This window comes from Roseateles toxinivorans, assembly GCF_004362525.1.
Lineage (GTDB): Bacteria > Pseudomonadota > Gammaproteobacteria > Burkholderiales > Burkholderiaceae_C > Paucibacter > Paucibacter toxinivorans.
Window position 1 is genome coordinate 37,105 of record NZ_SNXS01000013.1, and the last position, 20,127, is coordinate 57,231.

Annotated in this window: 15 protein-coding genes; all 15 read left to right on the plus strand. The window is 70.4% G+C overall.

Annotation, left to right across the window (positions count from 1 at the left end; genetic code table 11):
• Nucleotides 1–19 precede the first annotated feature (19 nt).
• The 15 genes from DES47_RS25845 (at nucleotide 20) to DES47_RS25910 (ending at nucleotide 20,127) form a co-directional block, all read left to right on the plus strand.
• Complete coding sequence (locus tag DES47_RS25845; RefSeq protein WP_166652176.1) at nucleotides 20–1,525, plus strand: hypothetical protein; 1,506 nt, start codon at nucleotides 20–22, stop codon at nucleotides 1,523–1,525.
• Nucleotides 1,522–2,010 carry a phage tail protein gene (locus DES47_RS25850; protein ID WP_243748469.1) on the plus strand — a complete coding sequence of 163 codons (489 nt, stop codon included), beginning with the start codon at nucleotides 1,522–1,524 and terminating at the stop codon, nucleotides 2,008–2,010. Before DES47_RS25845 ends, DES47_RS25850 begins: the two co-directional genes overlap by 4 nt.
• Nucleotides 2,007–2,888 (plus strand): CIS tube protein, encoded by an 882-nt coding sequence (locus DES47_RS25855; protein ID WP_133703670.1) that lies wholly within the window; start codon nucleotides 2,007–2,009, stop codon nucleotides 2,886–2,888. Before DES47_RS25850 ends, DES47_RS25855 begins: the two co-directional genes overlap by 4 nt.
• Before the next feature lie 380 nt (nucleotides 2,889–3,268).
• The gene (locus DES47_RS28850; protein WP_166652177.1) at nucleotides 3,269–3,445 is read left to right on the plus strand and encodes a hypothetical protein; all 177 of its coding nucleotides are present in this window, start codon (nucleotides 3,269–3,271) and stop codon (nucleotides 3,443–3,445) included.
• Between the two features lie 13 nt (nucleotides 3,446–3,458).
• Nucleotides 3,459–4,544 (plus strand): phage late control D family protein, encoded by a 1,086-nt coding sequence (locus DES47_RS25860; protein WP_133703671.1) that lies wholly within the window; start codon nucleotides 3,459–3,461, stop codon nucleotides 4,542–4,544.
• A gap of 11 nt (nucleotides 4,545–4,555) precedes the next feature.
• The gene (locus DES47_RS25865) at nucleotides 4,556–5,272 is read left to right on the plus strand and encodes a phage baseplate assembly protein V (RefSeq protein WP_243748470.1); all 717 of its coding nucleotides are present in this window, start codon (nucleotides 4,556–4,558) and stop codon (nucleotides 5,270–5,272) included.
• Between the two features lie 7 nt (nucleotides 5,273–5,279).
• On the plus strand, nucleotides 5,280–6,932 hold the full coding sequence (locus tag DES47_RS25870; RefSeq protein ID WP_133703672.1) for a hypothetical protein: 1,653 nt from the start codon (nucleotides 5,280–5,282) through the stop codon (nucleotides 6,930–6,932).
• Nucleotides 6,933–6,942: 10 nt separating this feature from the next.
• Complete coding sequence (locus DES47_RS25875) at nucleotides 6,943–7,341, plus strand: GPW/gp25 family protein (protein ID WP_133703673.1); 399 nt, start codon at nucleotides 6,943–6,945, stop codon at nucleotides 7,339–7,341.
• 83 nt (nucleotides 7,342–7,424) lie between these two features.
• Nucleotides 7,425–9,662: a putative baseplate assembly protein gene (locus tag DES47_RS25880; protein WP_133703674.1), complete on the plus strand. Its 2,238-nt coding sequence runs from the start codon at nucleotides 7,425–7,427 to the stop codon at nucleotides 9,660–9,662.
• A gap of 333 nt (nucleotides 9,663–9,995) precedes the next feature.
• Nucleotides 9,996–12,572: a phage tail protein gene (locus tag DES47_RS25885; protein WP_133703675.1), complete on the plus strand. Its 2,577-nt coding sequence runs from the start codon at nucleotides 9,996–9,998 to the stop codon at nucleotides 12,570–12,572.
• Between the two features lie 27 nt (nucleotides 12,573–12,599).
• Nucleotides 12,600–12,917 carry a hypothetical protein gene (locus tag DES47_RS25890; RefSeq protein ID WP_133703676.1) on the plus strand — a complete coding sequence of 106 codons (318 nt, stop codon included), beginning with the start codon at nucleotides 12,600–12,602 and terminating at the stop codon, nucleotides 12,915–12,917.
• Nucleotides 12,918–12,933: 16 nt separating this feature from the next.
• A complete protein-coding gene (locus tag DES47_RS25895; protein ID WP_133703677.1) occupies nucleotides 12,934–13,170 on the plus strand; it encodes a hypothetical protein in 237 nt (78 codons plus the stop codon).
• A 12-nt stretch (nucleotides 13,171–13,182) separates the two neighbouring features.
• Nucleotides 13,183–14,037 carry a hypothetical protein gene (locus tag DES47_RS25900; protein WP_133703678.1) on the plus strand — a complete coding sequence of 285 codons (855 nt, stop codon included), beginning with the start codon at nucleotides 13,183–13,185 and terminating at the stop codon, nucleotides 14,035–14,037.
• Between the two features lie 18 nt (nucleotides 14,038–14,055).
• A complete protein-coding gene (locus DES47_RS25905; RefSeq protein WP_133703679.1) occupies nucleotides 14,056–15,867 on the plus strand; it encodes a hypothetical protein in 1,812 nt (603 codons plus the stop codon).
• A gap of 12 nt (nucleotides 15,868–15,879) precedes the next feature.
• Nucleotides 15,880–20,127 carry a hypothetical protein gene (locus DES47_RS25910; RefSeq protein WP_133703680.1) on the plus strand — a complete coding sequence of 1,416 codons (4,248 nt, stop codon included), beginning with the start codon at nucleotides 15,880–15,882 and terminating at the stop codon, nucleotides 20,125–20,127.

Below are 20,127 nucleotides of genomic sequence, written 5' to 3' on the forward strand. Positions count from 1 at the left end.
CGACCGGCCGCAGCCCACCATGTTCGGTCTCAGCTTCACCGACGCAGCAGCCGCCGAGCGCACGCACTCCGCGCGCGCCGATGTGGCCCTGTTCGTCGGCTGGACGACACGCCGCGCCGGTGCCGCCGTGCCTCGCGCGGTGGCCGACTGGCTGCGCGAGCGCCGCTATCCAGCCGACACCCTGCTGGACACGCCGCTGCCCATCGACAGCTGGACGGTGTTCGACGCGCTGTTCGACTGGCATGCCCGGCCGGTCAGCGAGGGGGGCACTGACACTGCCGATGACTATCTGGGCCTGGCCGTGCGCGACTTCTTCGCCAACGGCGGGCGCAAGTGTTATGTCGTGTGTCTCGCGGCGCCGTGGAGCGTGCTGACCGAGCTCGACACGGATTTGCGCGAGGCGCAATGGCGCCGACTGCTACCGCTGGCTGGCATCTCCGGCTGGCAGAACGAACAGCTGCATGGCATCGAGCATGCCTGGGCGCTGGACGATGTCAGCCTGGTGCTGGTGCCTGATCTGCCCGACCTTTGCGCCAGCCCGCGCGGCGCCATCGCAGCCGAGCCGGCGGTCGTGCCCGGTCTGCCCGAGGTGTTCGTCGAGTGCGGCGTGAATCTGGTCGGCGATGCTGCCGTGGCCGGCGTCCGTCGGGTCAACGCGCCTCGGCTGGACGACGAGGCCTGGACGCTGTGGAAGCAATCGGCCGAAGCGCTGCGCGCACGCGTCGCCCAGCGCCGACGTGACCTGATGCTGCTGCTGGCTCTGCCGCTGGCTGCACCGCGAGCAGGGGCGGCGCGCGATCCGGTCGCGACCCTGAACCAGGAGCCTCTGCTGCGGTCCAGCATGCTGCAGCTGGCGACGCCCTGGCTGAGACCCACGCGCGAGCAGCGTGTGGCCGAGGGCCTCCTGCCGCCCGATGGTGCGCTGGCCGGCCTGGTGGCCGCCCGCGTGCTGGCGCGCGGCGCCGCCGCCACCGCGGCCGGCCAGGCGCCGCTGGGCGTACTGGGCGTGACGCCGGCACCGTCCGACGAGCTGCTGCGTCGCTTTGCCAACAGTGACGACCAGCGGGACACCCTGCTGACCCGCTGCGCGCTATTCGGCCCCACGCCCGATGGCGTGCGCCTGCTCAGCGACCGCAGCACCAGCCGGCGCTCCGGCTGGAGCCATGCCGGCGTGATGCGCCTGCTCGGCCAGCTGCTGCGCACCGCCCGCCGTGTTGGCGAGACCCTGGTCTTCGAGCCTTCGGGCGAGGCGCTGTGGACGGCCACGCGCAGCCGCTTCGAGGACATGCTGACCCGCTTCTGGCAGGCCGGCGCGCTGCGCGGCACCAGCGCCGCCGAGGCCTTCAGCGTGCGCTGTGACCGCACGGTGATGAGCCAGGCCGATATCGACAATGGCCGCGTCGTCGTGCTGATCGACTTCATGCCGCAGCTGGCGATTGCCCGGCTGCGTGTCGCCCTGGCCTTGGCCGAGGACGGCGGCGTGCAATGGACCGATGCCGATCCGGTCGCGGAGCTGACACCATGATGAGCAACCCTGGCGCCGCCCGCGACGCACCCTTGGGTGTGTTCAATTTCCATGTCAGCTTCGCCCGCGACGAGGTCGAGGGCGATGGCGGCTCCGAGACCATCGCGCTGTGCCAGGGGGCCTTCGCCGAGGTCACCGGCCTGGAGGCGACGATGGAGCCCCGCGCCATCCGTGAGGGCGGCCGCAACTGGGGCCAGCACCAACGTGCCGGTCAGATCAGCTTTGCCACCGTGGTGTTCAAGCGCGGCATCACCGCCGCCCGCGACCTCTGGTGGTGGTTCGAGCTGATGGGCAGCGGCACCTACGCGGCCCGGCTGCGCGCCGACATCGAGATCCGCGACATCGAGGGCCAGCGCGTGATGGGTTGGACCCTGCGCCACGCGCTGCCGGTCAAGTTCAAGACCGCCGACCTGAATGCCCGCGGCAGCGATGTCGGCGTCGAGGAGCTGCATGTGGTCCATGAAGGTCTGGAGCACTCGATATGAGCGCACAGCAACTGGCCAAGGCGGAGCTGGTGATCGCCGGCGAAACGATCGCCGTGCAATTCAATCCGGTGTCGTTGCAAGTGGAGATCACCAACAGCGCCAGCCCGCAGGGCGGCAGTGGCGCCACCACGCAGGTTGCTACCCAGTCCAGCGCAAAGATGAACCTCGAGCTGCTGTTCGACACCAGCTCCAGCGGTGAGGACGTGCGCAACAAGACCCGACCCCTGCGCGCCACCGTGCGTGCACCCGACCAGAGCAGTGGCACCTCCAGCGAAGCCGGCGCCGCCTTTGTTCCTCCGCACATCGTGTTCCAGTGGGGCACCTTCATGTTCGCCGGCATTGCCGACTCCTACCGCGAGACCCTGGACTTCTTCTCCGCCGACGGTGTGCCGCTGCGCGCCCAGGTCGCGCTGGCGCTGAAGGAGCAGCCGAACGAGTTCACCGCGCTGGAGCGGCCCAATCCGCGCGGTGCGGCCAGTGCCAATGCCTTCCAGGTGCCGTCGGAGTTGCAGGGCTTGAGTGGCGCGGCGGGCGTGGCCAGCATGGGCGGTGATCTGCGCGCCGCGCGGGCCATCGCCGGCGCCAACGGCGAGGTCAGCCTGCGCTTTGGCGGGGCCAAGACGCTGTCCGTCGAGGCCGGCATCCAGCTGCGCGAGCCGGTTGGCTTCGTCGCCGAGGGCAGCGTCTCGGTCAGCGCTCCGGCGCTGCGTTTCGATGCCAGCCGATTGACGACGAAGCAGCCCGGCAACCGCCTGGCCACCGATGTCGGCGCCGGCTTTTCCATCGATGGCCGCGCGCTGCCGCAAAGCCCCTCGGGTCTGCGCAGCGATGTGGGCCAGAACAAACCGCTGTCGGCGCGTTTGCGCTTCGACGCCTGATCTGTCCGGGAGACTGAAGTGAGACTGATTTCGATGATGGCGCGGCAGAGGGACCGGGGGGCCGGCCACAGCTGGCTGAAGCTTGGATCCGTCCTGGACGGACCGACCTCCAGCTTCCTTATGCCTGCTGTGGCCAGCCCCCCGGCCCCTCTGCAGATGCGCCGGTGGCGGCCAACCCGGAGTGGGGCGCGTCTTGCCGACGTCGAGCTTGCACACCCGCTGCAGCAGGGGCGAGGGCGTGCCGGTTGCAGCGGGCATAAAGAAGCCGAGGTTCGGTCCGTCCAGGGCCGGACGATGCTTCAGCCCGCAGCGACCGGCGCGCCCTCGTCCCTGCCGCTCCATGCTTCATCAAACGCGCCAAGCGCAGAGGAGGATTCGAGATGCCCGTAGTGATCGATGAAGTGATCGTCGATGTGCCCAGCAGCGAGTCGACCTCGGCGCCGGTCGCAGGACCGACGGCAAGCGCAGGCCCCGCCTGGACCGCGGAGCTGGCACGTGCGTTAGATGAGCAACTGCGCCTGGCCATCGAGCGCCGCGAACGGCTGCTCGCCGACTGACTGAGCCAAGACCATGCCTAACGACGTTCAGGAAGCCCCGGTCTCGCAACGCGCCGCCTATGCGGTGCGGCCGACGGTGTTCGTCGATGGCCAGCAACGGGCCGATGTTCATGCCAGCCTGCGCACCTGCGTGGTCAGCGAGCAGGAGGGAGGCATGAGCAGCCTGTCGCTGTGCCTGTCGAACTGGGGCGTCACCAGCGGCTCGGTCGGCTTTCTGTTCGATGCCGGTGGCCCTTTGCATCTGGGCACGCGGCTGAAGGTCTATTTCGGTGAGACCAGCGCGCCCTGCGGCCTGTTCGAGGGGGATGTCCACGCGATCGAGGCCAGGGGCTCGGTGGGCACGCCGCCCGAGTTGGTGCTCTTGGCCGAGGACGATCTGTTTGCGCTGCGCTGTGCGCGCCGCACCGCCTTCTACGAAAGCCAGGCGATCGGCGACCTGGTGCAAGCGATCGCCGGCAACCATGGGCTGCAATGCGATCTGGGTGATCTGCCCACCGGTAGTGGCAACTGGGCGCAGCTCAACGAGAGCGATCTGGCCTTTCTGCGCCGCGTGCTGGCCCGCCACGACTGCGATCTGCAGCTCAACGGCCGTACCCTGCAGGTGCGCCGCTGCGGCGAGGGTGATCGCGGCACCTTGAGTCTGGCGCTGTACAGCCAGCTGCAGCAGGTGCGCGTGATCGCCGATCTGGCCCAGCAGGTGTCGGCCGTCACCGCCAGCGGCTTCGACGTGTCCGGCGGTTCGGCCTTCACCGCCACCGGCAGCGGCGCGCATCTGGGCGCCGGCAGCGGCACAACTGGCGCGGACCTGCTGCCCGGCAATCGCAGCGAGCATCTGGGCGGGCCGGTTGCGCCCAATCAGGGCGAGGCCCAGGCCTTGGTCGATGCCGCCTTCGACCAGCGCGCCCGCCGCTTCGTGCGCTTGGCAGGCAGCACCGAGGGCAACCCGGCTCTGCGCGTCGGCACGCGCCTGCGGATCAGCGGCATCGGCCAACGCTTCGACAACAGCTATGACGTGATCGAGGCCCACCACCGCTTCGACCAGAGTCACGGCTACCGCACCGACTTCACCGCGCAGTCGGCCTTTCTGGCCCAACCCTGAGCGCCTGCACCATGGACCGCGCCCAACCCCTGTCCCTGCTGCCCGCCTGCACGCCGCCCGTGCTGGGCCCGGCCTGGGCCGGTGGCCTGTTCCTGGCCGAGGTGATGGACCTGAAGGACCCGGACTCGCTGGCCCGTGTGCAGGTGCGTCTGCATGCCACGGCCGGCGTCGCCGATCAGGACGGCCCCGTCTGGGCCTCGGTTGTCAGCGGTTTTGCCGGCGACCAGCGCGGCGCCTTCTGGATGCCCGATGTCGGCGATCTGGTGGTCGTCGGTTTCGCCCAGGGCGATGCGCGCATGGCCTTGGTGCTGGGTGGGGTGTGGCATGGCGGCGCGGCGGCGCCCGAAAGCATGGACGGCGCCGGCAACAACTATCTGAAGGTGATCCGCTCGCGCAATGGCGTGACGATCACGCTGGACGACCAGGACGGGCAGGAGAGCATCACCCTGGAGACACCTGGCGGCCAATCGCTGAAGCTCAGCGACGGGCCGGGTGTCTGCCTGCTGGAAGACTCCAACGGCAACAGCATCAAGCTCGAATCGTCGGGCATCACCGTCACGGCCAGCGCCAAGGTCACCGTCAATGCGCCGCAGGTCAACGTCAGCGCCGGCATGGTCAAGGTGGATGCCGGCATGTCCAAGTTCTCCGGCGTCGTCAAGTGCGACACCCTGATCGCCAGCGCCGTGGTGTCGTCGTCGTACACGCCGGGTGCCGGCAATGTCTGGTAGAGCCGCCATGCCAATCGTCAGTCAGGCCACCCACGCCCACCACCCGGTCAGCCTGCGCGGCCCGTCGGCACAGCGCCCCGGCGCCCCGGCCCTGCTGGTGGACCTGCAGGTCGATGATTTCGTCGCCGCACTGTCGGCCGGCCTGAAGGGCGCGACCTGGCCCCGCTTCGGCTGGCCGGCCACCCTGCCGTTCGATCAGTTGGCTTCGCTGGGCGCGCCGCGGGCGCTGTTCCAGCCGATTCACCGCCGCTTCAATCTGGTGCTGCTCGACACCTGCTGCGCGCTGTTCGGCACGCCGCGGTTGGACCCGCGCAAGATCGAGTCGTCCGGCTTTGTCGTGCGCCGCTGGATTGGCCCCAACGCCCACGCCGGCATGCCCAGCGCCGCCGAGCTGGCCCACCACGCCCACTGGCAGGCCTGGCAGGAACGCGACGGCGAAGGCCTGGGCTGGCAGGGCTTCAACACGGCCCAGCAGTTCGATGCCGACCCCGAGCCAGCACGCCGTCCGCAGGCCCGCACCGGCAATGCCGTCGTCGATGCAGCGCTGGCCGCGCGCGCACCGCAGGCTGCGGCCGAAACCACGCAGCAGCTCTATGCGCTGGCGCCCGAGGTCTGCGACCATGCGCAACGCACGCTGCTGTTCGGCCTGGTGCCCTGCAGCGAGGCGCAGCGCCTGCAGCGCGGTGCGGCGGTGGACTACAGCGCCGTCCATGCGCCGGGCGCCGATCGAGACGATTTCATCGCCCATCTGTCGCCGTACCTTAGGCGCACCGCCGGCGCACGGGCCTTGCCGGGCGCCGGCGGCCAGTTCGACGCGTCCTGGCTGGCCGAGGAGGATGCGCTGGCCGCCGAGGCGCTCGACCCCAACCCCGGTACCGATCAATTGCTGCGCGCCCAGTTCACCGCCTTCATCCGGCAGCTAGCGCTGGAGTTCGGCCTCGGCGGAGAGGCCGACGGCGAGGCCCTGGTGCCGCTGCTGGATGAGCTGCAGCTGGTCACGATAGTCCGCTCGGAGTTCGAGGTCCGCTTCCAGGCCCAGGGCGCCGGCACCTTCCTGCTGGCCTGCGCCCGCATAGTCCATGACGCCGCCGCGCCCGGCGTAGTGATTCCCGATCAGCTGGCTGCCATTCCCTCTGGCTGGATCGAACGTTTCGTCGATGCCGCCCTGGGTGTGCTGGAGGCGCGCAGCGTCGAGGCACGCACCCTGGAGGGCCGCTACGACGACGATCAATCGCTGTTCGCGATCCGCGCCTTTGTCCGCGTGCGTGGCGAGCCGGGCTGCCCGACGCGCCTGGTCTGGAGCGAGATGACGCCGCTGTATGCGGTCGCCCCCTGGCATGCCTCGACCGGCACACCGCAGGCGCGCATTGCGCTGCCGTCGCTCAACGCCGCCTCGCTGAAGGCGATGAAGCCCAATGTCGCCTTCGAGCTGCCGCCCGAGCTGCAAAACCTGCTGGCGCGCAACTCGCCGAAGGCGATGCTGGCCGGCAAGGCCGAGAAGGGCAGCGAGCTGGGCCTGGGCTGGATCTGCTCATTCTCGATTCCCATCATCACGATCTGCGCCTTCATCGTGCTGAACATCGTGCTGCACCTGCTGGAGATCATCTTCCACTGGCTGCCCTTCGTGAAGATATGTCTGCCGATTCCGCGCAAGAAATGAGCGGCCCGCCATGACCATCCACAGCCAACTCAAGAGCCCGATAGGCTGGCCCCTGCTCGCCGGCCCGGACGCCAGCGGCCAGTGGCGCTGGCCGGGTCTGGAGCGCAGCGTGTCCGACGGCCTGCGCGCGCTGCTGTCCACCCGACCGCGGGAGCTGATGATGCATGCCGACTACGGCGCGGGCCTGCAGGACTTTCTGCATGAGCCGAACACGCTGGCCGTGCGCGCCCGCATCCTCGAGCGCATCCAGACCGCCGTGGCCCGCTACGAGCAGCGCGTGCAGCTGGACCGCGTTGAGGTCAGCGAGGACGAGCGTGATGCTGCGGCCGTGCGCATCGAGGTGCACTACCGCTTGCGGCGCACCGGTGAGCCTCAGCGCCTGGCCCTGGCCTTGAGTCTGGGAGGCTAAGGTGAACTACCCCCACGCTCACTTCGTTCACTGCCCCCCGAGGGGGCGCTCAATGCCCTTCGGGCGGCCGGGCGGGCATTGATATGACTTTGCCTGTTCCTTCCTTGGACGACCGCCGCTTCGACGACCTGGTGGCCGAGCTGCTGGACCGCATCCCGGCGCACACGCCGGAGTGGACCCATCCCAGCCCGGGCGACCCGGGCCGCACCTTGATCGAGTTGTTCGCCTTCCTCGGCGACACGATTCTGTTCCGGGCCAACCAGGTGCCCGAGCGCCAGCGCCGCGTGTTCCTGAATCTGCTGGGTCTGGGCCGCAAGCCGGCCCGACCGGCGCGTGGCCTGCTGGCCTTGCGCCTGCCCGACGAGGCCCGCGAGGCGGTCGACCTGCGGCAGGGCGCCCGGGTCGAGAAGCCGCTGCCCTTCGAGAGTCGGCAGGAGGTGTCGATCGCACCGGTCAGCGGCGAGGTCTATATCAAGCGGCGCGTCGGCGTCGACACACATCCCGAGCTTGCCGAGACGATTGCCCAGCTGGGTCAGCTCTACGGCGCCCGCGAGCTCGACACCTACGAGACCACGCCGCTGTTCGCAGATGGCCTGGCCCAGCCGGCCGGTGTCGACATCGTCGGCGATACCGTCGACCGCTGCCTGTGGATCGCCCTGCTGGCGCCGAAGGCGGCGCGCGGCGAGGACCCCGCCGCCTTGCGTCTGCGCATGCGTGACCAGCTCGCTCGCAATGCCGCCGGTGCGCCGCGCCTGCTCAATGTCGGCGTGATCCCGGCCCTGACCCTGCCCGATGACCAGCGCGTCGCCGCGCCGCTGCAGATCGCCGCCGAATGGGAACTCTCGGTCGGCGGCGGCCGCAACACCGATTACCAGACTCTGGACAAGGCGCTGGACGGCACCGATGGCCTGCGCCGCGCCGGCGTGCTGCGCCTGGTGCCGCCAGGCCCATCCCTGATCGGCGTCGGCGACTCGGCCCGCGCGGTCGACACTCTCTCTGGTGTCGATGACGAGCCACCGCGCCTGGACGACGCCGAACGCCAGGCCCGCTTGGTCGCCTGGTTGCGGCTGCGGCCGGCCGCCGGTGTGCAGCAGCTGCGCCTGTCCTGGGTGGGCCTGCATGCGGTGACCGTCGAGCAGGGCCAGACCCGCGGCGCGCTGATCGTGGCGCAGACGCGCGGCGACCCTGGCGAGAGGGTGCAGCTGCCGCTGACCAATATCGTTGCCGACTCGCTGCAGATCGCCATCGCCGAGCAGGGCTCGGACTACCAGGCCTGGACCCGCGTCGATGACATTGCCCTGGTCTCGCAGCGCGCCGACCTGGCCCGGGACGCGCGGGTCTACGAGCTCGACCCGCAGTCCGGCGAGATGCGCTTCGGCGACGGCGTGCGTGGTCGTGTGCCGCCGACCGGCGCACGGGTCAAGCTGGTGAGCGCGCGCAGCGGCGGCGGCCGCGCCGGCAATCTGGCGGCCGGCACCGTGCGCGAGCTGACCGGGCAGCGCATCGAGGACGGCTGCCTGGTGCCGCTGAAGGCCACCCAGCCGGCCGCCACCGAGGGCGGCGAAGACGCCGAAACGGTGGCCGCTGCCGAGGCGCGCATTCCTTCCTACCTGCGCCATCGCGAGCGGGCGGTGACCGCCGACGACTACCGTGTACTGGCCCGCGAGACCCCGGGCCTTGACGTGGCCCGCGTCGAGGTGCTGCCTCGATTTCTGCCGCGCACGCGGGCCTTTGGCATTCCGGGCGTGGTCACGGTGATGGCCCTGCCGGGCACGGTCAGCGGCATGGTCGGCACCGCCCCGAACCCGCGTGCCGATCAACCTTTCATCGAGGCCATCCATGCGCAGCTCGAGGCCCGCCGGCCGCTGGCCACCGAGCTGTATGTGATCGGCTGCGAGTACCTGCCGCTGGCCCTGTCGGTGGCCGTGGGCCTGCGCGAGGATGCGCCCGTCGATGCCACCTTGGCCGCAGTGCGCGCCGCGATCCGCCGCCTGCTCTGGCCGCTGGCGCCGGGCGGACCGGACGGTCAGGGCTGGGTCCTGGGTCGCGCCGTGGTCGATCGCGAGATCGAGGTCGAGGCTGCGCGGGTGCCGGGTGTTGCCAGTGTGGCTGGCGTCAATCTGTTCGAGCGCCAGGGCACCGCCTGGGTCTTGGTACCGCGCAGCGCGCAGGGCCTGCAGCAGATCGCGCTGCAGCCCTGGCAGCTGCCCGAGCTGATGCAGGTGCTGGTCGAGGTGGGCAATAGCGCGCCGGCCGAGCTGTCATCGCCGCTTAGCGGGGCTACTCGTGTGGCGGTTCCTGTGATCACGGAGAGGTGCTGAAGTGACGCCGACCGACTTGGTGGCTGGGCGGAGGGGTCGGGGGGCCGGCTACAGCGGGCCGAAGCTTTGGTCGTTCCTGGACGGACCGACCTCCAGCTTCCTTATGCCCGCTGTAGCCGGCCCCCCGACCCCTCTGCGGTGCGATGGTGGCCGCCAACCAAGAACCGATGCGAGCCTGCACATCAGCTGCAACAGGGGCGAGGGCGTGCCGGTCGCAGCGGGCATAGAGAAGCCGAAGTTCGGCCCGTTCAGGGCCGGACGATGCTTCAGCCCGCAGCGGCCGGTGCGCCCTCGTTCCTGCCGCTACACATCGAATAGGGCGGAGTAATCGAGGTGGACAGCAACGGTCAACGCTTCTGGATGTGGTCGCAGCCCGGCGACTGGACGTCCCTGTCCGCTTGCCGCGTCGCGCTGGCCACACATGAATCGCCCTACGGCGAAGCGATGCAACGCCCGCTGCTGTCGCTGCTCGACGAGCGCGCCCCGCCGCCACGCCGCGAGGGTGTCGAGCGGGCACTGCGTGCCGAGACTGAGCTGGCGATGCTGCCACTGCTGCGCGACCGCTTCGGCACCCATGCCCGCTGGGATCTTTCCACGCAGTCCTTGATGGCCTTCGGCGCCTTTGACGGCGAGGTGCCGCGCTATGCCACCTTGGCTGGCAGTGTGCCGCTGGATCTGGCGCTGGACGCCGACCAGTGCCTCCTGCTGGCGTTTGCCGACCGCATCGAGCTGGTTGATCTGCGTGGCCGCTTTGCGCCGCTGCGCCTGCCGCTGCCGCCGCTGGGCGGTGGACAGAACTTCCAGCCGCACGATCTGGCCTGCGACGGGCAGTCGAAGCGCTATGCATTGGATCGTGTACATCGCCGCCTGGCCCGTATCGCCGGCACGCCCTGGCCCGACCGTCCGGCGGTGGACTACGACCCTGGCACCTTCCGCCCCGCGCCGGAGAACCCCGATGCGCCGCGGGTCGAGCTGCTGCCGGTGGTGTTGCCCGCCAGCACGAGGCCGGTGCTGGTGGCCGCCAGCGCGGCGGGCCGGCTGGCGGTCGCTGCCTGGGGCAGTGACGGTGCGCTGAGCCTGATGCTGATCTCGGACGACGGTGCGGCCGTGCAGACCACGCTGCAACTGGCTGGCGCCGAGCATGGCCATGCCCTTGCCTGGCTGGACGAAGAGCACATCGCGCTGCGCCTGGCCGATCTGACCGAAGTGCTGGTCTATGCCCTGCCCGCTGCGCCGCAGGATGGCACCACCCTGCAGCCGCTGGGCCGCCGCTACCCCAGCGCCGACGCCGCCAGCGGCCCCTTCGTCGCCTCGCAGGACTGGCCGCCGCATCTGCCGCTGGCCGAGCCGGCGCCTCCTGTCGATCCGGGTGGTCCGCCGCGTTTCAGCCGGTCGCTGGTGCCGCTGGCCTGGCGGGCCTATCTGGCCGAGGGCCGGGCCGAGGGCAGGGCGCTGGACACGGCGGAACTGGATCTGCGCTGGCACCGCATCTATGTCGAGGCGGTGATACCCCCGGCCTGCGGCGTGCTGATCGAACTGGCCGCAAGTGACGAAGACCAGGCAGCCGATCAACGCCAATGGCATCCGCACTGGTTCGGCGATGCTGCTGCCGCACCCAATCTGCCCCCTGATGTGCCGCGCGGCCATTGGCTGTCCTTGCCCAGCGAGCTGCCGCACCGCGCCGGCCTGTTGGGCTGCCCATCGCAGCCACAGCGCGTCGGCCTGTTCTGTGCGCTGGCCCAGCGCGCCGGCCTGCAGCTGCGCGAGCTGCGCGGCCGTCACCTGTGGCTGCGCGTGTCGCTGTTCGGCAATGGCCGGGCCACGCCCGAACTGGCGGCGGTGCGGGTCTGGGGCCAGCGCTTCTCGTACGTGCGCAACTACCTGCCCGAGCTCTACCGCGACGAAGACGTGTTCGACCGCAGCGCCGCCGGCCCGGCCACGCGCTACGACTTTCTGGAGCGCTTCACCCAGCTGTTCGAGGGCGTGCTGACGCCGCTGGAGGACCGCATCGCCGATGTGCGCGTGCTGACCGATCCGGACAGCGTGCCCGAGGCCTGGCTGCCCTGGCTGGCCGGCTGGACCGGTGAGCGCTTCCCTGCGCGCCTGCCGACCGCGCGCCGGCGCGAGTGGCTGATCCAATCCGTCGAGCTGAAGCGCCTGCGCGGGACACTGCAGGGCCTTCATCTGGCACTGGATATTGCCACCGACGGCGCGCTGTCGCTGGGGCGCATTGTCATCGTCGAGGACTTCCGCCTGCGCCGCACGATGGCCACGCTGCTGGGCATAGACCTGAACCGCAGCGACGATGCGCTGCTGCCCGGCCTGGTCGTCTCGGGCAATTCCTTTGTCGGTGACACCTTGATTCTTGGCGACGCCGATGACCAGCAGGCCAAGGCCGAGTTCCTGGCCCTGTTCGGTGAGCGCATTGACAGCGAGGCCGAGTGGCTGACGGTGGCCAGCGTCTACGAGCGCACCGCCCACCGCGCCACGCTGCTGGTGCACGAAGGCCTGGACGACGAGCTGCGCGCGCTGGTGGCCAGCATTGCGCAGGAGCTGGCCCCGGCCCACGTGCTGATCAAGGTCATCGCCGCGCGCGAGCCCTTGCTGGTGGGCGTGGCGTCGCTGGTCGGCATCGACACGTATCTGCGCGCGCCGGTGCCGCTGGATCCGGTGCGTGTCGGGCGCAGCGCGCTGGGCCGCGGCGACCGGCTGATCGGCGGTGGCGCGCTGGACTGGCGGCTCGATGACGGCGTGCCAGGTTTCGATGAAGACGACGGCCTGCCTCGGGCCGTGCTGGTCGGACCCAGCGAGGCCTCGACCCTGGGACCGATCGTGCTCGACGGCAGCCAGTCCGTTCCCCCCGTCGGCGGCGCGATCCGGCGCTGGCGCTTCACCCACCGATCCTCATGACAGTTGTTCAACCAAAGGAGTTCCTCCATGGCAAAGCTCGTGCTCAACACACCGTTTGAAACCGACCAGCCCATCATCACCGTCGAGGTCGATCCGCTGAAACCGCTGGCCCGCGGCCGGCAGATGTTCGAGTTGGTGGTGGTCGATGACTCGGGCAATGTCTCGGCCGCCGACCGCTTCATCGTCATCGTCGCCGACCGCGAGCGGCCCACTGCCGTGCTGCAGGGGCCGTCGATCGCCGACATCGGCAAATCGTTCGACCTGAACGGCGCCAAGTCCTTCGATGCCGGTGGCGGCACGATCAAGACCTATCGCTTCACTTATCTAGGGCCACAAATCACCTGATGCGAGCGCCACCGCCATGACCCAGCTGACGCTGAACAAGGCCTTCGACAGCGCCGAGCCGGTGCTGCGGGTCGAGAACCGCCTCGCCGCCGGCAGGCATCGCTTCTCGCTGGTCGTGATCGACGCGCAGGGCCGCGCCAGCGAGGCCGATCTGCTGGTGGTGACGGTGCAGAAAGTGCTGGTGCCGAGCCCGGGCCCACGTATCCCGCCGGCCACGCCGCGGCGGCCGGTGCCGGCAAGGCCCGATCGTTGAAGGAGATCGACCATGGACAACACAGACTTCGTCGCTGTCGATCCGCTGCCGGCCGCGCTGCGGCCCGACCGGCCGTATTACGACACCGGCGTGCTGCTCGACCGCGAGGACTTCACCGACGAGCAGACCTACCACCGCAGCCGGCTGGCACGGGGCCTGGGCTATCTGTCCGGCAGCGGCACGCTGGCCGGCTTGAAGGCCACCGCCCGCCAGGACGGTGGCGTGACCGAGCTGGCCGTTGGCGGCGGCCTGGCGCTGGACCGCTTCGGCCGCCTGATCGAGGTGCCGCGCCCCTGGTGCCTGCGTCTGGGGCGCTGGGCCGATGCCCACAGCGGCGACGCCCTGCGCAACGCACTCGGCGCGCAGGGGTTGGTCGCCGATCTGTACCTGCGCTTTGTCGCCTGCGGGCGTGGCCGCACGCCCGCCTTTGCCCATGGCGCCTTCGATGCCACCGATGCACTGGTGCCGGCCCGCGTGCGCGATGCCTTCCGGCTGGAGCTGGTGTTGAGGCCCGAGGCCAGGGACGACCCGGCCGCACCCAACCATCTGCCGCGACAGCGCTTTGCCGATCTGCGCGCACTGGCGCCGCAGCAGCGTGTCGATGCGGCTCGAGCCCATCTGCTCGATGCCTGGGACCTGTCCCTGGCCCGGCCCGACGGCGCACCGCTGGCACGGCTGCAGGAACATGCCGTGAATGTCGATCCGTCGGCCGTGTTCCTGGCGCGGGTGTGCATCCCCAGCACCGGCCTGGCGCCCGATGGCAGGCCGGTGCTTGATCTGCCGGCCTTTGCGGACGCGAACATCGACAACGAGAGCCGCGCCTTTGTTGTGCCCACCGACATGCTGGCCGCCATCTTCGGCGCCTGAACTCAGCGAGGTTTCCCCATGGCCACCCTTCCGCCACGCACCCTGATTAGCAGCGAGCAGGCCCGCCAGCTGCGCGAGGCCAGCCTCCTGGTCGATGAATCGCACCGCGTGCGGCCGCGCTACTTCGACGGGAAATTCCTTTCCGCGCGGGACCTGACTCGCGACCAGAGCTACTTCCTCGCGCGCCAGGCAGGCTTTGCCCGCGCGCTGGGTCCGGGGGTGGTCGAGGGCCTGGAGGTCAGTGCGGGCGTCAGCAGCAGCGACCTGCTGGTGCGCCCGGGCTTTGGCTACACCAGCGCGGGTGAGCTGGTCTCGTTGAGCGCCGTGGTGCGGGTCTCGCTGGCCCAGCTGTTCCGGCTGCAGACCCTGGCCGTCCAGCTCGGCACCCTGCGCCAGCCGCGCCCGCCGCTGCGCAACCGCACCGGCCTATTCGTGCTGGGCCTGCGCGCGCTGGAGTTCAGCGCCAATCCGGTGGCCGCCTACCCGACCAGCCTGGACGGGCCGCGCCATGTCGAGGAGGGCGACATCATCGAGGCCAGCGCGCTGACGCTCAGCTACCTGGCCGACGCGCCGCCCGACCGTATCGATGCGATGCGCAGCCGGCTGGCCCGCGATGCCTTCGTCAGCGATGCGCTGCCGGCGATGCCGGCCGAGCTGCTGCCGTTGGCCGTGCTGGCCCTGCAGGGCGATCAGGTGCGCTGGGTGGATACCCATCTGGCACGCCGCGCGGCCGGCCAGGCGCACGCCGATGTGCTGGGCTTCGGCTTTGCGCCGCGGCTGCTGCGCGAGGCCCATCTGGCCCAGTACAGCCAGCAGCTGCGTGAGCTGATGTCCCGTTCGCTGGCCGGCCGGCCCACCGCGAGCCAGTACTTTGCTGCGCTGCCCCCGGCCGGGCCGATGCCGGCGGCCGCGGTCAACACGCAGGACTTTAGCCAGAGCTGGTTCCCGCCCGGCGTGCAGGCCGATCTGTGCCTGGTGCCCGAGGACGAGATCGCGCTGCTGGTCGAGGAGTCGCTGCTGCTGCCGCCCATCGATCTGAGCCTCAACGCCGAGGCGCTGGCCGCCACCGCGTTTGCCATCCTGGTGCCGGTGGCGCGCGAGTCGCTGATGCGCACCGCCGCGCGCCTGCAGCGCCGCATCGAGCGGCCAGTCAAGGCGCTGGCGGCGGCCGGCAACGTCAAGCGCTCGCCGCTGGATGCGATGCGGGCCTTCGAGGCGCGGCGGCTGTTCCAGCTGCCGACTCCGGTGGCCGAGCCGCCCGATGGCGTCGACGGCGTCTGGACCGAGCTGCTCGCAGCCCAGCCCCAGCTCTGGTACACGCGCCGACGCAATCTGGCGATGCGGCCGCAGATCGAGGGCGAGGTGGTGGCCGTGCTGGGCGCCGACGAGGACGAGGACGCGGTCATCAAGCGGCGCTTCCCGGTCGAGCTGCTGCCGCGCGTGCAAAAGGTGCTGGAGAAGTCCAGCGTCGGCGCGCGGGCCGAGATGGTGCGGCTGCTGGCGGCCGACAAGTTCGACTCGCCGGTGCTGGCCCAGGTGCTGCTGGGCGGCCTGGAGGGCAAGGGCAAGGTCGGCACGGCCGAGGTCGCACAGATGGCCGAAACCCTGGGCGCCCCCGGCGTGGGCAGTGGCCTGGCCAAGCTGGCCGCCGAGCGGCCCGAGCTGCTGCAGGACGCCGACGCTGTGGCCAAGCTGGCCGGCAGCGACCGCTTGCTCGAGCTGGACCGGGCGCTGGCCAATGCCAACCGCTTCGAGACCGCGCGGATGGCCACCGAGCTGAAGATTCCGGCCCGCGGCAAGCTCAATCTCGACCGCGTGCTGGTGCGCTAGCTGGAGACCGTGATGCGTATTCTTCAACCCCCAGGTCGCGCGCTGAATCTTGCCCAGGGCGAGATGGCGATCGCCGTGAGTCCGAAGCTGGCGGGCCGTGTCGACGCCGACGGGCAGCGGCGCATGAATGCCTTTGCCGGCCGCGCGCTGACCGATGCACTGCTGCATGCCGAGCAGGACCACCGCAGCCGGCGCCTGGCCCTGTTGCAGCAGGCGCTCAGTGCCGGTGTCGTCGAGGGCCTGGGCCTGTCGCTGGATCTGGGCGGCGCGGCGCCGGTCGATCTCAGCACGGCGCGCGGCGCTACGCTGGACAGCGGCCTGGCCCTGGCCGCCAGCGGTGAAGAGGTGGTCGTGCCGCAGGCCCTGCACTTCGACCTGCTGGACCTGCCGGTCTGGGCGCCCGGCTGGCTGCTGGCCGGCGAGGCGCCGCCGCCCGGTCCGGGCGAGGCCGACGGCACGGTGCTCGAATCGCGCCACCTCGGCCGCAGCCTGCGCGAGGAACTGACGGCGGGCATGGCCCTGCCGCGTGCCGGCATCGTCGTGCTGGAGCCCATAGAACACTACGCTATCGAGGGGGTCGACCCCTTCGACCAGTGCGAACGCGATCTCGATGCCGAGGCCTTCGAGGATCAGCTGCGCCAGGACGCCGGCCGCCTGGTCTGGTACGCCTGGCCCGACGAATGGCTATCGCTGCCCGCGGCCGATGCGACCTGGCGCAACCGGCTGGCCTATCGGGTGTTCGATCGCGAGGCGCGCCTGGGCTCGGCGCAGGCCATGCCCTGGAATGGGCTGGGCATACCGCTGGCCCTGGTCGGCTTCGACACGGTCTGGCAGCCGCTGTTTGCCGATGGCTCAACGGTGGTGCGCAGCGGCGGCCGCCCGCGTGCACGGCAAGGCAGCAGCGGGGCCGGCGACCGCTTTCTCTGGCAGGCCCGCATCGAGCAGCTGGCCGAGCAGATCACCGAGGCCCGCCAGGCCGGCACCGACACCGCCGCGCTGGGCGCACAGCTGCCGATGCTGCCGCCAGCCGGCCTGCTGCCCGCCGATGCGATCGATGTCCGCGCCACGCTGAACCGCTTCTTCAGCAGCCAGCTCGATGTGTTTGCCGCGCCGGTGCCGCTGGAGCAGCTGGACCTGCTGCTCGAAGAGTCGGCCGGCCTGGCGCCGATCGACACCTCGGTGCGCGAGCGCCTGGCCGTCTATGTGCCGGTGCCGCAGGCGCTGTTCGATCCGCAGCTGCTGGTCGTCGAGCGGCCCGATGCCGACGGCACGATAGTCGCCGCGCTGAACCGCTTCATCGATGCGCGCAGCGACTGGCTGCGCCGGCGCCAGAACCTGCGCGACAAGCAGCTGCTGCAGCGCCGCGGCCTCGACGGGGCCAACGTGAAGCCACCACCGGCCGAGGACCCGCAGCGCCTCGAAGACGAGGCCAGCGCGCCGCAACAACCGCCACCCGCCGGCCTGCTGCACCGCTCGGCCCTGGCCCAGGGCATGCACCAGCATGTGCTGGAGCAGGCGGCCACACCGCTGCGGCCCGCGGACGGGGCAAGCTTGTATGCGTGGGTGCAGCTGGACCGCGAGCATCCGCCGCAGCAGCTGATGCTGCAGTTCAATGTCAATGGCTGGGAGCACCGCGCCTACTGGGGCGTCAGCCGGCTGAACTGGGGCACCGAAGGCACGGCGTCGCGCAAACAGCAATCGGCCGAGCTGCCGACGGCCGGCAGCTGGGTGAGGCTGACCGTGCCGGCAGCCGATCTGGGCCTGGTGGACCGCGACATCTCCGGCCTGGCCTTCACCCTGTTCGGTGGGCGGGCCTGCTTCGGCCCGCTGGGCCTGCTGCAGGGCGAGCGCGAAGCGCCCTGGCTGACGCAGCAACTGCTCGATGGCGCCGGCAAGCGCTGGGGCGATGGCGAGGACTGGGATCTGGTCGATGCACAGGATCGCGATGCGCCGTTCGAGGCTTCCCTGGGCACCTCGGTGCAGGGGGAAACCCGTCGGCTCGCTGGGCTGGCCGAGCTGCTTGCCAGCGCCGACGTCAAGGGCCTGAAGATCACGCCCACCGTCGTCAAGCCGGGCACGCCTGCAGGCGAGTTCGTGACCCTGGCCGCGTTGCTGGAGGAACAGGGCCTGCGCCATATGGCAGCTGATCTGGCCTTTCGCATCGCCCAGGCCGACGACGTCATCAACCTCGGCTATCTGCGCTCGCAGACCGACCTTTACCGCTTGCGCCAGTCGGTGCTGAAGCAGACCCAGGCAACGCGCTTTGCCGTCTCTCCGGCGCTGACGCAGATCGCCGATCTCGACAATGCCAGCGCCACCCGCGAGCAACTGGCCGACTTCTATCAAACCATCAAGGCCGACAAGACGGTGCTCAAGCGCGAGACGGCTCCCCGCGAGGTGCCCGGGGCCCAGCCCGCCGGCCTGAACGTGGCCGGCCTGGGCCTGGACAAGGTCTCGACGCCCATCTTTGGTGGCGGTACCCGCGAACTTCCGGACAAGCTGATTCAGCGTGAGGCGCTGCGCGATGTTGGCGGCCTGTTCACCAAAGGTTCCGCAGCCACACCGCCGCCGGTCGACGACTCCGATGCGCTGACCGGCAAGGCCGAGATACGCACCACCTCGATTGCCGCACGGATGGAGCGGCCTCGCTCGATCGAGGCCAAGGACAACACGGTGGCCACCCGCCACGAGGTCGTGGCCAAGCTGCTGGCCCTGGGCCTGGACATGGGCGATCTGGAGGTCACCGGCCTGCCCGCAATCAAGGATGTGGGCAATGAAAACGAGCGCCTCTACGACAAGCTGACCGGCCAGCCGCACCGCACCGGCATCAAGAAACTGGCCGATCTGAAGCAGGATCTGTCGGTGCTGCTCAATGACCGCGACCCCGACCCCGAGCGCTCCGACGAATCCACCTTCTTCTACAGCGGCGTCGATCTGTCGGACCACACGATCGCGCTGCTGCGCCGCGCCGAGGGCGTGGTGCGGCGCTACCGCAATGTGCTGGAGCGCTGCCGCGCCGTGATAGGCACAACCGAGCAATGGCTGGCTCAGACCACGGCGCGCATCGCCGTCGTCGAGCGCGAGCTGGCCGAGGCGCGCCAGGACGTGGCCACCGCCCGTGCGCTGATGGCCGAGGAGGTCGAGCGGGCGCGCAGCCTGAACGAGCGGCGCGATCAGGTCATCGCCCAGCACGTCAAGTTCCTCGCCTATGCCCGGGTGCGCGTGCTGCAGCGCTCGGTCGGCACGCAACTCGCGGCACCGGTGCGCGAGCTCGAATCGTCGCTGGAGCCCGACGCCGTGCCCGCCTGCCTGGCCGATCACGAAGACCCGCCCGAGGACGTGGCCGCGATGCTGCAGGTGCTGCGCCGCGCGCCGGTCGACTGGTTCCCGGCGCTGCGTCCCCATCTGCAGCTGATAGACCGGCCGCTGCTGGCCGATCGCTTGATCGCCACTCTCCGCCCGGCGGTGGCTACCCAGCTGTCATTCACGGCGATGGCGAGTACAGCGGTGATGCAGGCCTCGTTCAGCGCCGTGCAGGCCCATGCCGAACAGGTGCAGCAGGTCCGCGCGGTGGCCCTACCGCAGCTGCAGGCCACGCTCAGCAGCGGCGCCGCACTGGCCAGCAAGATCGCCCTGATCGGCAAGGCCGCGTCGATCGCCGACCTGCTGGCCGCGGCCGCCGAGCGCGGCGAGCTGCAGCGGCGCGTTGCGGCCGAGTTCGAGCGCATGGCCGCGATAGCGGGCTGCCTGCATGCGCGGCTCTCGGGCGTGCGCGCCGGCATACGCCTCGAATGGGCCGAGCGCTTCAGCCAGTTCGACGGAAGGCAGGACCTCGGCGATCTGACCGGGTTGCCGCGCTTTGACGAGCTGCCGCGCGATGACCGCGAGGACATCCGCGAGCTGGCTGTCTGGCTGATCGGTCGCGTTGACCGGAGCAATGCGCGGGCGGTGGCGCTGATGGCCGATCTGCTGCGCGTCTGCCTGCTCGCCGCCAGCCACTCGCCGGTGGGCGAGATCATCAGCGGCCGCATCATCAAACCGGTGCCGCTGAACCCCGGCATACGCCTCGATGTGCGTCCGCTGCTGCCGCAGAAGGTGCGGCTGGGCATGGCCGTGCAGCTGTTCGAGGCGGGGCAGGTATCTGCCCATGCGGTGGTGGAGGACCTGGTCGATGGCGTCGCGGCGCTGCGCATCACGCAGACGCTGGTGGCCAATGTGCAGACCAGTCTGGCCACGGCCGTGCACTTCATCAACCGCTGA